This is a genomic window from Pleomorphovibrio marinus, assembly GCF_003347495.1.
GTDB classification, from domain to species: domain Bacteria; phylum Bacteroidota; class Bacteroidia; order Cytophagales; family Cyclobacteriaceae; genus Pleomorphovibrio; species Pleomorphovibrio marinus.
Genome location: NZ_QCXY01000011.1, coordinates 39,655 through 55,126, shown reverse-complemented (window position 1 = coordinate 55,126; position 15,472 = coordinate 39,655). Strand labels below are relative to the sequence as shown.

At 43.7% G+C, this 15,472-nt stretch carries 10 protein-coding genes; 4 read left to right on the top strand and 6 right to left on the bottom strand.

Features of this window, described 5'->3' with window-relative positions:
• Positions 1–113 precede the first annotated feature (113 nt).
• Both DB520_RS21670 and DB520_RS21665 read right to left on the bottom strand, forming a co-directional pair.
• Positions 114–1,163, bottom strand: coding sequence for a FecR family protein (locus DB520_RS21670; RefSeq protein WP_157972195.1), 1,050 nt, complete (start codon positions 1,161–1,163; stop codon positions 114–116).
• A gap of 129 nt (positions 1,164–1,292) precedes the next feature.
• The gene (locus DB520_RS21665; RefSeq protein WP_114751887.1) at positions 1,293–1,901 is read right to left on the bottom strand and encodes an RNA polymerase sigma factor; all 609 of its coding nucleotides are present in this window, start codon (positions 1,899–1,901) and stop codon (positions 1,293–1,295) included.
• Positions 1,902–2,111: 210 nt separating this feature from the next.
• On the opposite strand from DB520_RS21665, the gene DB520_RS21660 reads away from it, so the two are divergent.
• Positions 2,112–2,768, top strand: coding sequence for a hypothetical protein (locus DB520_RS21660; protein WP_157972194.1), 657 nt, complete (start codon positions 2,112–2,114; stop codon positions 2,766–2,768).
• Between the two features lie 119 nt (positions 2,769–2,887).
• Here DB520_RS21660 and DB520_RS21655 read toward each other — a convergent pair whose 3' ends face one another.
• Both DB520_RS21655 and DB520_RS21650 read right to left on the bottom strand, forming a co-directional pair.
• Positions 2,888–3,574 (bottom strand): protein-L-isoaspartate(D-aspartate) O-methyltransferase, encoded by a 687-nt coding sequence (locus DB520_RS21655; protein WP_114751885.1) that lies wholly within the window; start codon positions 3,572–3,574, stop codon positions 2,888–2,890.
• A 204-nt stretch (positions 3,575–3,778) separates the two neighbouring features.
• Complete coding sequence (locus DB520_RS21650; protein WP_114751884.1) at positions 3,779–5,527, bottom strand: ABC transporter ATP-binding protein; 1,749 nt, start codon at positions 5,525–5,527, stop codon at positions 3,779–3,781.
• A gap of 487 nt (positions 5,528–6,014) precedes the next feature.
• On the opposite strand from DB520_RS21650, the gene DB520_RS21640 reads away from it, so the two are divergent.
• On the top strand, positions 6,015–7,529 hold the full coding sequence (locus tag DB520_RS21640; RefSeq protein ID WP_114751882.1) for an FAD/NAD(P)-binding protein: 1,515 nt from the start codon (positions 6,015–6,017) through the stop codon (positions 7,527–7,529).
• Complete coding sequence (locus tag DB520_RS21635) at positions 7,513–8,430, top strand: AEC family transporter (RefSeq protein WP_114751881.1); 918 nt, start codon at positions 7,513–7,515, stop codon at positions 8,428–8,430. The genes DB520_RS21640 and DB520_RS21635 overlap by 17 nt, the downstream gene beginning before the upstream one ends.
• On the opposite strand, the gene ggt is transcribed toward DB520_RS21635, so the two are convergent.
• Together ggt and DB520_RS21625 are read right to left on the bottom strand one after the other, a co-directional pair.
• Positions 8,427–10,130, bottom strand: coding sequence for a gamma-glutamyltransferase (gene ggt, locus DB520_RS21630; protein WP_198675412.1), 1,704 nt, complete (start codon positions 10,128–10,130; stop codon positions 8,427–8,429). The two genes, DB520_RS21635 and ggt, sit on opposite strands and share 4 nt — an antisense overlap.
• Before the next feature lie 150 nt (positions 10,131–10,280).
• Positions 10,281–11,741: an SLC13 family permease gene (locus DB520_RS21625; protein WP_114751880.1), complete on the bottom strand. Its 1,461-nt coding sequence runs from the start codon at positions 11,739–11,741 to the stop codon at positions 10,281–10,283.
• 288 nt (positions 11,742–12,029) lie between these two features.
• Here DB520_RS21625 and DB520_RS21620 point away from each other — a divergent pair, with 288 nt between their 5' ends.
• Positions 12,030–15,275 (top strand): PVC-type heme-binding CxxCH protein, encoded by a 3,246-nt coding sequence (locus DB520_RS21620; protein ID WP_114751879.1) that lies wholly within the window; start codon positions 12,030–12,032, stop codon positions 15,273–15,275.
• Positions 15,276–15,472: the final 197 nt, after the last annotated feature.

Genomic DNA, 15,472 nt, shown 5'->3' with positions numbered 1-15,472 from the left:
GATAATGGGATTAATAGACAGGGATGGCTTGCCTGAGAAACCAGCTATCCCGTAAAGGGCCAATGTTCCAGCATTGGCCTATTTAATTTATTTGCATAGGCAGCTTTTTTAGATTATCTGTGTTGAAGATGTACATATATATTTTTTTCTTCTATTCGGTAAGTCAAGGGTATGGAAAAACTGATCGTTTCTAGCACATTGGTTAAATAGTCGTTTTCAAAGCGCCCACTAATTAGGGGGTCTTTACCGCTGAGACCAGAAAGATGTATATCTGTACCATACCATCTTTCCAGCTCTCTAATGACTTGGGTTAATGGGGTTTTTTCAAAGAGAAGTATGCCATCTTTCCACAAAAAGGATTTTTTCAGATCAAAATTAGTCTTAAGAAGTTGTTGATTGGAAAATAGAACCTGTTCTCCCGGTACTAAGGGTAGGCTATTTTTTGTGGAAGCCGAGGAGACATTTACCTTGCCGGTGGCCAATTGAACCACTACAGAGTTCCTGTCATAGGAATTAATGTTAAAAGATGTCCCCACCGCGGTAGTGACGATATCGTCCACAAACACATTAAAAGATAAGGAATCCCGCTTGGCAATTTCAAAAAAGGCTTCTCCAGATAGGTAAATGTCCCTGTGGGTAGTACCAAAGCCTTCCTTGTACTTTATTTCAGTGGCGGCATTCAAAGTGACAATACTGCCATCGCTCAAGTGAACTTTACTTTTTTGTCCGGAAGGTGTGGATTTTGTAATAAAGTGGTCACTATTCTCTTGCTGGGTACTTTCAGCATTTTCTAGCGGCAAAATTTCCAATTTGGTAAGTGCTACCGCCACCGAGACCAATAGGAGAAAAGCTGTAAGGATGTGGGAAATCCTAAAAGATGGTCTTTGCTTTTCACTTTCCTCCCTATTTCTGCTACTGCGGACATGTATACTTTTTGAAATCCGCTCTTCTAATAGGTTCTTCCGCCTCTCTTCCCAGTCACCAATGTCAGGGATCATATTGAGCAGGACTTTTTCTGCTGCCAAAAACATAGGCTTACGCTCCGGATGAAGCGCCAGCCATTCCTTCCAATAATGCTCACTCTCCGAGTCACGTCTTATTACCCAATTTCTGAATTTCGGATTTGTGAGAAATTCCTCTATATGTTGAAACGAATTGTCCAAAATTTTTTGCTTTAACCCATACAATTAGAAGAGGCGGTTTTGACAATTATCTAATCAAAAAAAAATAAATTTTTTCAAAAAAAAGTACTGTACAGTAAATATTGATGTTTTGGGAGTTTTAGAAAAATTTTAAATCGTAATTTTAATTATTACGATAAATAATATCATTTTGAGATAAAAATTATTTTGTAGCAAATGGTTTTTCAAATAATTGAGTGATTTAAAGACCAAATTATAAAGGGAGGGTACTTGTATTCCCATGATATCTGATATTTCCTCATAGCTAAGTTCTTCAATAAATTTCAGGTAGATGGCCTCTTTTTGTCGATTACTCAGTGCCTCAAGAGCACATTTCAATTTGGCGTGTGATTCCAAAGTGATTTGGTTTTCGATCAACACTTCCTGAAAGGATTGTTCCCAAGTTTCCGCCATGTGGTCATGGAGACGCTCTTCTTCCCTTTTCCCCCTTTTTAATGATCGTATCAATTCTCTTCGAAAACTGGAAAACAAATAATATTTGATCGACTTATTAATACAGATGCCTTTTTTACAACTCCACAACTTGACAAAAATATCGTGAATTACATCTTCAATAAGAGCCTCTTCGGCACCCAACTTCACTCCATACCTTAATAGATCGGTGGTATATGTATTGTATAAAAAAGAAAAGGCCTTTTGGTTCTCTTTTTGTACCAATTGCCATAATTCTAAATCACTTAAGGAACGAAAGTCTTGCATTATTTTGGGTCATAATTAAAAGGATCACTTCTAATGTAAAAAAAAACTTATTTGTTTCCAACTGTAAATTCCATAGATTCATGCGATAAAACGACCCAGGCATGTCTTCAATTTAGATGAAATGTTTGTGAATTAATGTATTTTCGTAATAAAATATGGTTTTTTCCGTAATTGTACTTTATAGTTGGAATTTTATATAAGCTAAAAAAAATGAAAATATTTACAACTATCAGAATTCGTTGGTGTTTGAGGATGGGGTTACTACTGATACTCTTTGGGTTTTCCTCTTCCATTTTTGCTCAAGAAAATGAGATGGCGCTTTTCCGAGAAGACTGGAAAGAAATCCCTGCAGAAACACCGGTTACCGAAGACCATCTAGAGAACGAAAAGCTCAACCTCCATTTATATGGGGCAGCCAAACAGGAACTCAAAAAAAGCCATCATCCCGAGATTGCCAATGACCCATTTTATATCTGGTCGGGAACTTGTGATGACACATGGGCATTGGCTCTTGGCCATAAAGATTTGGACTTTGATTTGAGAGATCCTTCCTCCAAAATCGTATGGAGGTCTAAACAGTCGGGGTTCAGAACCCTAAGGATCATTTTAGAATTGAAAGATGGTACATGGTTAGTAAGTGAGCAGGGTAGCGAGGCTACAAAAGATTGGGAAACCAGTTCCTTTATGCTAAATGAGTTGAGTTGGAGAAAACTTAATTTAGAGGGAATATTTGAAGGTCAGCCTGTTGAAGACCCCGACTTATCCCATGTAGTAAAGGTAGGCTTTACCGATTTGATGAGAGGGGGAGGTACCCCGGCAAGTAGCAGGTTGGACTGGATTGAAGTCCACGGGGTAGCCATAGAGTAATTAGGAAGAGAACTTATTTTCACATGACCCAAAGTCTCCGATGCCAATTACAGATCATCTTATCCTGAGGAGGTAAAGGAGGTTAACTTTCCACTATTGATTAAAGCGGAAAAGATAAATTAGTCGGCTTGTGGGGATCGGGTAAAGGGTACAAAGCGTACCAGGCTTTTCTTGGTCTTTTTGATTTCTCCATCGATTTTTTCGACTAGAAGTAGCTCTTGAGTTTGTCCCACCGGCCCGACAGGTATGATCATCCTGCCACCCTCCTTCAATTGATCAAGTAGAGGCTTGGGTACTTCTTCCGGTGCTGCGGTCACTATTATGGCATCGTAGGGAGCATGTTCGGCCCATCCCTGGTAACCGTCACCGATTTTCACAGAAACATTTTCATATCCAAGCTCTTTTAAATCTGATTTGGCCTTTTTACCCAATTCGGAAACTATTTCAACGGTATAAACCTCTTTCACCAATTCAGCCAATACTGCTGCTTGGTATCCGGATCCGGTACCTATCTCCAAGACTTTCATGTCCTTCTCAGGATGGATTTGTTCGGTCATCAGGGCCACTATGTAGGGTTGGGAAATGGTCTGCCCTTGACCGATAGGGAGGGGTCTGTCCAGATAGGCGTTATCTTTTTGACTTTCTGGTACAAGTAGATGTCTTGGTACTTTCCTCATGGCCTCCAACACCGACTTTTCCTTAATCCCCCTTTTTGCCAACTGATCTGTTACCATTTTATGCCTGGCTTCTTCAAAACGATCGGTTTGAAACCAGAATGACACACATAAAAACCAAAGGATATACATTGTATTTGAGCTTCTGATTACTAATAAACATTGCCTCATAAACCCTGCCACATAGTAGGAAGGATATTACTTTCATTCCGGGAAAATGAGGTATTTCCCCCAACTCTTAAACATGAATAATTTCACGTCCTGTGGCGATAGAAATTTTAAAGTACAAAATAACTTACTCAATAACAATAAGATAAATGTGTTTTTCAAAGCAAATTATATCCTAGCTTGATAGGTATATAAGTCAAAATACCTTCCTTTTTCTTGAATAAGGGTTTCGTGCTTGCCTTTCTCCACAATTTTTCCTTTCTCTATTACTAATATCTCATCGGCCTGTCTTATGGTACTTAACCTATGTGCGATTACAAAAGTGGTTCTCCCTTTCATTAAATGCTTCAAGCTGGCCTGAATAAAGTTCTCGCTTTCTGCATCCAGATTACTAGTGGCCTCATCTAAAATCAAAATCCGGGGATCTGCAAGAATGGCTCTTGCGATGGCCAGCCTTTGCCGTTGACCACCGGAAAGTTTCACCCCACGTTCCCCAATTAAGGTATCAAGGCCAGACTCAAACCTATCCGAAAATTCATCCACATAGGCAGCCTTGACGGCAGCCATTAACCTTTCTTCTCCCGCATCAGGCCTTGGGAACAAGATGTTTTGTCGAATACTACCTTCAAACAGAAAGTCATCCTGCAAAACCACCCCAAGTTGGCTCCGGTAGCTTTCCAGGTTTACCAAACTCAAATCATGTCCATCTACCAGAACTTGTCCTTCATTGGGTACCAAAAAAGAAGCCACCAGTCCGGAAATGGTGGTTTTGCCAGACCCCGAACTACCAACAAGAGCGGTAACTGTACCTGGAGCTGCCTTAAAGCTGATGTTCTGGACCACGGTTTTTCCTTCTTCATAACCGAAGCTGACATTTTCAAACACTACTTCCCCTTTGATGGATGGCAACAGGATATTCCTTTTTCCGGGATCCTCTTCTAGTGGGAGGTTCATTAATTCCTCGGTCCGGTCCAGCCCTGCGAAAGCCTCTGTAAGTTGGCTGCCAATATTACTCATTTGAACAATAGGCGCAATCATAAAACCCAATAATAGGGTAAAGGCCACAAAATCGCCAAAAGTAAGGGTGTCATCCATGATCATGTATCCCCCAATGCCCATTATTCCGGCAGATGCTAATCCCAACAAAAAAGTTGCGGAGCTGGTGACAAAACTTGTGGCGGTAAGGCTACTTTTTACGTTCAAAAAAAGACGGTTGACCCCTTCTTCAAATGTTTTAATTTCCTGAGATTCTGCATTAAAGCCCTTGATTACCCGAATGCCCCCTAAGGTTTCCGTAAGCCTTCCCGTCACTTCTGCGTTGATCTTTCCCCTTTCTCGGAAAATTGGCCGTATTTTACCAAAAGCCTTTAAGGAAATCAACCCAAAAATACCCACAGGCAGCAGCACATATAAGGTTAGCATAGGACTTATAGTTATCAATAAAACAAGGCAAACTAAGGAAGTGAGCACCCCACCGACCATTTGCGCAAGTCCGGTGCCTACCAAATTCCGGACTCCTTCCACATCGGTCATCACCCTGGAAACCAACTCACCGGTCTTGGCAGAGTCAAAAAACCGAATAGGGAGTTTTAAGATGTGCCCCTGCACCCTTGCCCGCAACTTTGCAATAAGGTGCTGAGCTTCCACACTCAAAATCTGGGTAAGTGCAAAGGAGGTGACCGCTTGTATGGTGACAGCAACGGCAACGGCGATGATCAGCCATTTCAACAACTCAAAATCATCGGAGGGTATGACATCATCAATCAAGTATTTGCTTGCCCAGGGCAACACCAAGCCTGAAAACCTGCTAATTACGATCAACCCCAACCCAATAAAAATTTGCTTTTTCCGTGGCCAGATTATGGTTTTAAAAACCTTGGATAGGGAAATGCCCTTTGTTGCTTTTTTTTCTTTCATAAAGTTGTAAACTCAGGGCTAAGGTAATTTTTTTTAGCCAAATGAAGGGTTTATCCTCCGTATTTCGAGCATTTTCCAAGAAAAGGTACCGGGCAGAAGCAGGCTAGGTGAAGATGGGCATCATTTTTGGCCAATGGATTGAAACTTTTGATATAATACAATCGAGCATGATGCAAGCAACGCAGGTAGGAATGATTAGCATGGTGAGATTCTCCCGAAATAAGTTCCCCGAATCGAGTTCCCCGAATCGAGTTCGGGGCAGGCTGGGACAGGCTGGGGCAGACTATGGGGCTTGTAAAAATCAATTATAAACAGATGAAATCGAGCCTGTCCTGACGGCAGTCAGGGCATGACGAGCACGTTACACACTGGGATGCCCCGGATAGCTATCGGGGAGATGCGAGATTCCCCCGAAACAAGTTCCCCGAATCGAGTTCGGGGCAGGCAGGGGCAGGCTATATGACCGCTGAAAAGACAATATAAACATATGAAAAATATAACCATTATTGGTGCAGGGGCTTGTGGAGTAGCTGCCTTTGCGGAACTTTTTTTGAGCTTGGTGACAAAGGGTCTTAAGGACAAAGTAAAAATCACCTGGATGGAAAAAGATGGTAAGTGGGGACATGGTCTGGCATTTGGGACGGATCAACCTGGCCACTTGTTAAATACTCAGGCGGACCTTATGGGATTGTACGTCAACGAACCCAGCCATTATGTGGACTGGTTGGATAACAAAGGAGGCAAATCCCTTGACAGGGTAAAGGGAAAGGGAGGTTTAGAGGATTCCTACTCCTCCCGACAACTGTACGGCAGGTATTTGTTTGAACATTCCAAGTCCCTCATCCTGGAAGCAAAAGCTGCTGGCCTCACTGTAGAACTTCTCCACCAAAAAGCAGATGGCTTACAAAGAGAAGGAGACAACTATCAGCTACTTAGTGAGAACGGAGATGTTATATCTTCTGATATAGTGATACTTGCTTTGGGAACTCCAAAGCCCAATAATTTTAAGCACTTGCTCACGCATTCCAACTACATTCCTTTTCCTTGGCCTTCAGGTCCCATCTTGGAAAAAATGAACCAAGCCGAACATATTGGTATTTTGGGAAGTAGCCTCAGTGCGATAGATGCGGTAATGACCCTGGTGGACAACAAGTACGAGGGTAAAATTTCCCTTTACTCACCAGATGGCCTAGTACCTAGGGTTCAACCAGTAAAAAATAAAGAAGTGGCAAGAAACCACCTTACCATGGATGCAATCTATCGCATTCGTAGGGAGAATAGAAGGGGACCCTTGGTCAAGGAAATTTTCAGGTTGTTCCGCAAAGACGTGGAAGAACATACGGGAGAACCTCTAGATTGGAAAGAATTGGATAGAGAGGGAAAGGACGTCGCCTCACTTTTGCAAAAGGACATAGCCCTTGCGGAGGAAGGTGGGGATCCTCTAATGAATGTAGCCTATTCCCTACGATATGACAGTACACCTATTTGGTCTCTATTGTCAATAGAAGAAAAGCTGAAATTCATGAAGTGGTTGGGGCCTGATTGGGGGATAAACCGGCACGGCATGCCTCTGCCCAACGCTAAAAAACTACAAAAACTCTTTAAAGGGAATAAATTAAGGGTGGTCCCCTTTTTTGAAGATGTGGCTTTTTCTGGAAAGCTTGGTGAATTCCAAATGAAAATCAAGGATAAACCTACCGAATCCGTTCAGCTCCTCATTAATGCAACAGGTTCCCCCGGTAAATTGGATGAAATGGAAAGCACACTTTTGCGCAATATGCTTAACAAAGGATACTTAAGTCCATATAGAGCAGGGGGAGTTTGTGTTAATGAACAGATTTTGCAACTGCTTTCGCCGAAGGGAGGCAGTGGGATTTATGGTCTTGGACACATCCTTAATGGACAACTTATGGACGTAAATGCAGTTTGGTTTAATGTTAAATGTGTGTCTAGAATGATTAAGGATATAACGGATCGACTGCTATATGGGGATTTTTCTTGATCTTTACGAATCTTTATTTCCCTACCTGCTCTGTATCCCCTTAGGCATTTGGCTGGGTAAAAAAGGATGGATACCAACCCAGTGGGTCACCAAACCTTTGGTGTGGTTTTTTATGCCGCTTCTGGTCATCTATCATGTGCAAGAAGCCGATCAGCAAAACCTGTTGGTTATGTCTTCTCTTTCCTTCGCCCTGGCTACGTTGATGATATTACCTGCCATATGGATATATCGAAAGTATGACCAAAAAAGTGATCTCAACCTGTTAAAAAGCTGCTTTTCCTTTTACAATGTTGCCTTTTTTGGAATTCCTACTGTTCAGGCGCTATTTGGAGACGGTAGCGTCACCTTACTGATATGTATTTATGTGGGAACCGCCTTTTATGGAGATTTGATTGGATATTATCAAGTGGCAAGATCCGGCTTAGGGCAAAAGGAGGCCTTCAAGGAGGTGTTGAAAGCCCCCTTTTTATATGCCTTCACGATTGCCATACTCCTGAAAGTGATTGGCATTCCTTCCTTTCCGGATGTTGTAGTGGACGCCGCAGATGTATCGGGAACAGTTGTTTCTGTTGCTGGTATGCTTATAATCGGCATTAATGCTTCCTCTGTAAAATTCAATTCCTTGGATTACACATTTTTGGGTAGGCTAAACCTCACTAGGCTCATTGCAGGAATTTTCATCATGGGTGCTTTCTTGACCATAGAATTTTTCTTTCTGGATATAATTAAAGAAGAAGAGGCTAGGCATATGCTTATGTTGTTGCCATTGTTTCCCGTTGCAGCAAATGTGACGGTATTTGCCAGCTTCCTGGGCACAAAAGAAAAGGAAAGTGCCATGCTAATTCTTACCAGCATTTTACTTTCCTTGATTCTTGTACCTATTTTGGCCAATTTTTTTTAGAAGCCAAAAGCTTCATCCATTCCCCTGGGATCGGCGCCTCCTTCCAGTCGACCATCTGGCAATACCAAAATACCATCCACTCTGCCTATACCGCCTCTTTCGCTAAAGGAATGGCCCTTATTTTCCATAGCGGATTTTATGCCTTGATCCATCCCTTCCTTTTCGTAGAAAATTAATTCTGGCTGCCATTGGCTATGGAACCTGGGCTCATTCACTGCCTGTTGCATACCCATGCCAAACTCCACTACATTGACAATAGCCTGAAATACGGAAGTGGGAATGGTACTTCCTCCAGGGGTCCCCACAACCATGAAGAGTTGGCCGTCTTTTTCTAGGATGGTGGGGGTCATGGAGCTTAGCATTCGCTTTCCGGGTTCGATTTGGTTTGCCTCCCCTCCCAAGACACCAAACATGTTGGGGTGGCCGGGTTTAATGGAGAAGTCATCCATTTCATTGTTGAGGATAAAACCCGCTCCATCCACTACAACCGAAGAACCCATACCTCCATTTAAAGTAGTGGTGCAGGCCACTGCATTTCCCTCTGGGTCTACGATGGAAAAATGAGTGGTTTCTTCACTCATAGACAGTATTTTACCCGCTGCTATTTCATCTGATGGTGTAGCCTTTTCAGGGTTAAAAGTCTGGAACCTTTGGCTCAAGTAATTTCTATCCAACAACTCCTGAACAGGTACGGGATAGTAATCCGCGTCTGCCATATAGGTAGCTCTGTCCGCATAGATTCTTCTTTCCATTTCTGTTTTAAGGTGCAGGTATTCTGCATAAGCTTCTCCATTCCGGCTAATTTCCCTGTCTTCCAAAATTCCCAACATTTGTAAAATGATAATGCCGCCGCTGGAAGGGGGACCCATGGTTATCAACTTGAAGTTTTTATAAGTTCCTTCCAGTGGTGCTCTCCAAGTACTTTCATACTTTTCTAGGTCTTCATAGGAAATGATGCCCTCACCACGCTCCATCTCCTCCACAATATATTTTGCGGTTTGCCCTTTATAAAAGCCGTCCCTGCCCTGGTCCCTGATTAGTTTGAGGGTTTCGGCCAACTGGGATTGGACCAAGGTGTCGTTTTCTTCCCATTCCTTACCCGTAAACTGGGAGGGATTCACCGTGGAATATTGGTTGAAGTTTTCTTTGGCTCTGTTGAATTTTGCGGCCTCCGCTTCAGAAAGGACAAATCCTCGTTCCGCCAAGTCTATTGCTGGCTGAATAAGTTGTTTCCAGGGCAAACTACCAAAGCGTTCGTGGGCACGAGCCATCCCATCTACCGCTCCAGGCACCCCAGCAGCAAGATGGCCTTTAATGCTTTTCCGATCTATCACTTCACCATCTTCATCCAGGTACATGTCCCGATGAGCGAGTAGGGGACCCCTTTCCCTAAAATCCAGGCTGTGGGTGCTCCCATCTTGGTTTCGAATGACAAAAAAGCCTCCGCCACCGATGTTTCCCGCCTCAGGATAAACCACTGCCAAGGCCATATGAACTGCAATTGCTGCGTCTACCGCATTGCCACCTTCTTCCATAATCTGTTTGCCCACCTCGGAGGCCAATGGGTGGGCCGAGACCACCATAGCATTTTCGGTGATTAACCCTATCTTAGGTTCTTCGCTGGTCTTACAAGAGAATACCAGCCCTACCCAAAAAAGGAGGAGAAAATAGCGCATAAAGTGTTTTTCAATAATATTCATGATGTTTAGTTTATAATATGTTAGTGGTTAATGACAATACTAGCACTGAATTAACTGCATAAAAGTAACAAGTAGGCCTTAATTTTTCCTCAAAACAGGGAAGTAGTGTGAAAAAAAATTCGAAACGGCCTACAAATCGCACCATAAATATCAAAAAGCAGAGTGTTCTAGCAGGTTAATCCCCCAAACTAATGGCAACAGGAAAAATACAATTAAGGTTACCAATAGAATGGATAGTAGGTTCATGGCAATTCCTGTCCTCATCATTGCTGGGATGGTTAAGTAACCTGAACCAAATACCACCGCATTGGGGGGAGTGGCCACAGGTAGCATAAATGCACAACTGGCCGCAAGCGTGGCCCCCACCATCAACCCAAAAGGATGTACCCCCATTGCCAAGGCCACGGCAGAAAGAATTGGCAATAGCATGGAGGCCGTGGCCACATTAGAGGTGATCTCGGTGAGGAAATTCACAGCCGCAATAATCAGGAGCAGGAAAATCCAGAATGGGACATTTTGAAGAAGAGTGAATTGCTCTCCAACCCAACTTGCCAACCCCGTATGTTGGAACCCCGCAGCCAAGGCCAAACCACCACCAAATAAAATCAAGATGCCCCAGGGAATTTCTTCTGCCGCTTCCCAGTCCAATAGTTTTTTCTTACTTCCCCTGTATTGAGGAATGATAAAAAGGACCAGGACTCCAATTAATGCGATAATAGTGTCATTGATGGCAGGAACATAGGGCTGAATAAGCAGGGATCTGGTAATCCAGGAAAAACTGACAAAAACAAATACCGCCAATACCCTGGCCTCCCCGGCAGACATTTTGCCTAAAGCCTTCAATTGTTCCTTAATTTCATTTTCACCACCGGTCATTCCCCCTATACTGTGAACAGGAAAAGCCAGCTTGACCAGGTAAAACCAACAAATGCCTATGAGCAAAATAGAAATAGGTAGGCCTATGGACATCCATTTTGCAAAACTAATCTCCACACCATAGGTGTTTTTTATCACCCCGACCAGAATGATATTCGTAGGTGTCCCAATTATGGTTCCCATCCCACCGATGGAGGCACTATATGCAATAGAGAGCATCAATAAGCGGCCAAGTGTGTTTTCATTTGTTTGATCGCCATTGCTCTGTGCCAACTGCTGGACCACTGCTATGGCTATAGGGAGCATCATCAGGGAAGAAGCGGTATTGGATATCCACATGGACAAAAAGGCTGTGGCTAGCATAAACCCCAACACGATACGAGAAAGATCCGTGCCTACCAGTGCGATAATATGCAGCGCAATCCTTTTGTGCAGCCCAATTTTTTCTATGGCCAATGCAATCATAAAGCCTCCCATATACAGCAAGACCATGGGATCAGCATAGGAAGTGGAAGTGGATTTGATTTCCAAGATTCCCAAAAGGGGAAAGAGGATCAGGGGCAGAAGGGCGGTACCTGCTATGGGAATGGCCTCTGTAATCCACCAAATAGCAATCCATGAGGTAACTGCAAGTAGGGCCGCCCCTTCGGCGGAAAGCCCCTCAGGCTTAAAAAAGAAATACAGGAGCAAGAAAGTAACAGGCCCAGAAATTAGGCCCACCCGAGAAATTTGCATAGTTGAATTGAAAAACTAAGATTAAGGAAAATTTGCCAAAAAGAAAACCAACTTTTACATTATTGGGACTGGAATATTGTTGAAACTGTCACTTTAGACAAAAGGTAAGGAAAATAGGCCTGATCCAAGTATACTTTTTAAACTTTACAATAAACTGCCATTTGTAAAAAAAACAGGATAGTACAGGACAGTATTTATTATATTAGCCACTTAATTGATGGGTGGAAAATGTTCCATCTGAAGAACATTAACTTCCGCACAGAAAATTAGCAAAACCAAAATATCAGCATGTTTATAAACCCAATCCCAGTGGTCACCAGGTTATCGAAAATAGCTTGTTTTTTTACTTTAGGTGCCCTCTTATATTCCTGTGGTCCTGAAGAGGATACACTTGACCTCAGGAAGAATAACAGGATTATGTTAATCGGCAATAATCTAGGATCCAGAATGATGGAGTTCGGCCACTTCGAGACAGAATTGCATGTGCGCTTTCCCGACTCCACTTTGTATATTAGGAATATGTGTGTTCCCGGAGACACGCCGGGTTTTAGGCCCCATTCCGGAAGAAATACCCCCTGGGCTTTTCCGGGTGCTGAGCAGTTTCAGAAGGCAGAATATACTACCAATTCCGGAAGTGAAGGTCATCTTGAATACCCGGATGAATGGCTTTCCCGTCACAAAGCAGATATCATTGTGGGATTTTTTGGATACAGCGAAAGTTTTGACGGCTTGGAAGGAGTGGAACGGTACAAAGAAGAACTGGAAGCCTTTATAGAACACACAAAAGGTCAAAATTACAACGGGGAATACCCCCCACAGCTTGCTTTGGTATCTCCCATTGCTTTTGAGGATCTTAGCGCAGACCTTGACCTTCCCAATGGAAAAAAGGAAAACGAAAACCTTAAATTATATACGGATGCCATGAAGGAGGTCTGTGAGCGTAACCAGGTTTTCTTTATTGATGCCTTTGGTCCCTCGCAATCCTGGTACAAGAGTAACAAGGATTATTTAACCATAGATGGGTTTCAATTTTCCGATGAGGGATATAAGCAGTTTTCCGCTTTTTTGGTCGATAAGTTGTTTGGAAAGACCAAGGCAAGGGCAGCAAAACAGAGGGACCAAATCCATGCAGCAGTGTTGGAAAAGAACTGGATGTGGCACAACGACTACAAGATTCCAAATGGGGTGCATGTATTCGGAAGGCGATATAATCCGTTTGGCCCGGACAACTACCCTTATGAACTGGAGAAAATCCGCCAAATGACGGACAACAGAGACCAAGCCATATGGAAGGCGGCAAAAGGGGAGGACTTTGACCTGGTGGCCGCAGATGCCCAAACCCGGGAATTGCCCCCCGTGGAAACGAATTATAACCCACAGAAAAACGGAAGTACAGAATATCTATATGGCCAGGAAGCATTGGATCAATTAAAGGTGCCCGAGGGATATAAGTTGGAGCTTTTTGCCTCTGAGGATGATTTTCCGGATTTGGCTAATCCCGTACAAATGACCTTTGACAACAAGGGAAGACTTTGGGTGGCCTGTATGCCCAGCTATCCCCATTATAAACCAGGGGATCCCAAACCCAATGACAAGATAATTATACTAGAAGACACCAATGGAGACGGCAAAGCAGATAAACAGACTGTTTTTGCGGATGGCCTTCATCTGCCAATAGGATTGGAAATTGCCCCAGAAGGAGTTTATGTATCACAGGGAACCAACTTGGTTATTTTGAGAGATTTAGACGGTGATGACAGGGCAGATACCAAGGAAATACTTTTGAGTGGATTTGACGATCATGACACCCATCACAATATCAGTGCCTTTGTCGCAGACCCTTCTGGGGCCATTTATATGGGCGAAGGTGTATTTCTACATACCAATGTAGAAACCCCCTATGGACCTGTAAGGGCCACTAATGGTGGTTTTTATCGCTATAATCCTGCCAGAAAACACCTGGAACGAACGGCCCAGCTTCCTATTCCCAATCCCTGGGGCATAGCTTTCGACGATTGGGGACAAAATTTCTTTGCTGAGACATCAGGGCCTGATGTAAGGTGGATGATGCCGGGTTCTGTAAAGCCCCGCTATGGGGAAGCCACCCACAAGGGTGCCAACCTGATTGAAGATGATCATAGGGTAAGGCCCACCTCAGGTCTGGAATTTGTGTCCAGCAGGCATTTTCCTGACGAACATCAGGGGGATTTGCTGATCAATAATACCATAGGCTTTTTGGGTATGAAACAACATGTGATGGAAGATGACGGTACGGGATACAAAAGCAGGCACAGGCAAGACCTGGTGATAGGGGAGGACCGCAACTTCCGTCCGGTGGATATGGAGTTTGCACCCGATGGATCCCTCTATTTCATAGACTGGCACAACGTCCTTGTTGGGCATATGCAACACAATGCCAGGGATCCGCTTAGGGATCACGTGCATGGAAGGGTCTATAGGGTCACCTATCCCTCCAGACCCTTGGTTACCCCTGCAAAAATTGACGGAGCCAGCGTGGAAGAACTATTGGAGAACCTTAAGCTGCCGGAATTCAGGGCGCGGTATCGGACAAGAAGAGAGCTTAGGGGCAGGGATGTACAGGAAGTTACTACTAAATTGAAAAACTGGGTAGCCAACTTGGATCGCAGCGACCCCCTATTCGAGCACAGGGTATTGGAAGCACTTTGGGTGACTTGGGGATTGAATAAAGTAGATAAGGATTTGCTCGAGCAAATGCTTAATGCCGAAGATTTCAAGGCCAGGGCAGCGGCTGCCAGAGTATTGCGCTATGTGGAGCATCAGGTTGAAAACCAAGTCGATTTGCTTAAAAAGGCAGCCTCAGACGAACATGGCAGGGTTAGGCTGGAAGCGATTGTGGCTGCATCTTGGCTAGACAAAGAGGCCGGGATCGAAATCCTGGAAGTGGCTAACGAACATCCCATGGATGATTGGATGATAAAGCCTTTCGAAACTTCCTTGGCCCACCTCAATGACTTGTCTGTGGGCTCAGTAAAAATCAGTGCTAGTGGAAGCATAGAATTTCAGAGTAAGTCACTAGAAGAGGCAAAAGCAGAGGCAAAACCCGACACGGATCTAAAAGGGGAGGACCTCACCCTGTTCCAAATGGGCAAAACGATTTATAGTCAGGAAGGTTTTTGTGTCACCTGCCACCAAGAGGACGGTAAAGGCCTATCGGCATCAGGCTTTCCGCCATTAGCAGGCACTAGGTGGGTCGTAGGCAGCCAAGAAAGGTTGATTAAGATTATACTGCATGGCCTTATGGGACCTATAGAGGTATTGGGAAAAGAGTATCCCGGCCAAGTCCCCATGACACCTTATGCCGGAATGCTAAACGACAAGGAAGTAGCTGCCGTGGCTACCTATGTAAGGAATTCCTTTGGCAATAAAGCGGCTCCGGTGAGCCCGGAAAAAGTGGCCCAAGTCAGGGAGGAAACCTCCGAGAAAAAAGGGTTTTACTCTCCAGAGGAGTTACTTCAAGAACATCCCATGGAAAGTCCTACGGCAAGCAGATAATAAAAATTTAGTTTAAAGCGGTTCAGAAACGAACCGCTTTTTTACTATACAGCCAATAAAGGAATGTGGTCAAAAAACTGATCTCGATCTACACGGGGAAAGAAGGTGTCTATATTCATGTATTGAACAAAATCCCAACAGGGTTTCAATTTCTGATGGAAAAATAATACCATAACCATACCCTACCAACCAAGGTA

Excerpts from the sequence above, each read along its gene's own strand:
- DB520_RS21665 (WP_114751887.1), bottom strand. The coding sequence starts at position 1,901 with ATGCAAGACTTTCGTTCCTTAAGTGATTTAGAATTATGGCAATTGGTA.
- DB520_RS21660 (WP_157972194.1), top strand. The coding sequence starts at position 2,112 with ATGAAAATATTTACAACTATCAGAATTCGTTGGTGTTTGAGGATGGGG.
- DB520_RS21655 (WP_114751885.1), bottom strand. The coding sequence starts at position 3,574 with ATGTATATCCTTTGGTTTTTATGTGTGTCATTCTGGTTTCAAACCGAT.
- DB520_RS21650 (WP_114751884.1), bottom strand. The coding sequence starts at position 5,527 with ATGAAAGAAAAAAAAGCAACAAAGGGCATTTCCCTATCCAAGGTTTTT.
- DB520_RS21640 (WP_114751882.1), top strand. The coding sequence starts at position 6,015 with ATGAAAAATATAACCATTATTGGTGCAGGGGCTTGTGGAGTAGCTGCC.
- DB520_RS21635 (WP_114751881.1), top strand. The coding sequence starts at position 7,513 with ATGGGGATTTTTCTTGATCTTTACGAATCTTTATTTCCCTACCTGCTC.
- ggt (WP_198675412.1), bottom strand. The coding sequence starts at position 10,130 with ATGAATATTATTGAAAAACACTTTATGCGCTATTTTCTCCTCCTTTTT.
- DB520_RS21625 (WP_114751880.1), bottom strand. The coding sequence starts at position 11,741 with ATGCAAATTTCTCGGGTGGGCCTAATTTCTGGGCCTGTTACTTTCTTG.
- DB520_RS21620 (WP_114751879.1), top strand. The coding sequence starts at position 12,030 with ATGTTTATAAACCCAATCCCAGTGGTCACCAGGTTATCGAAAATAGCT.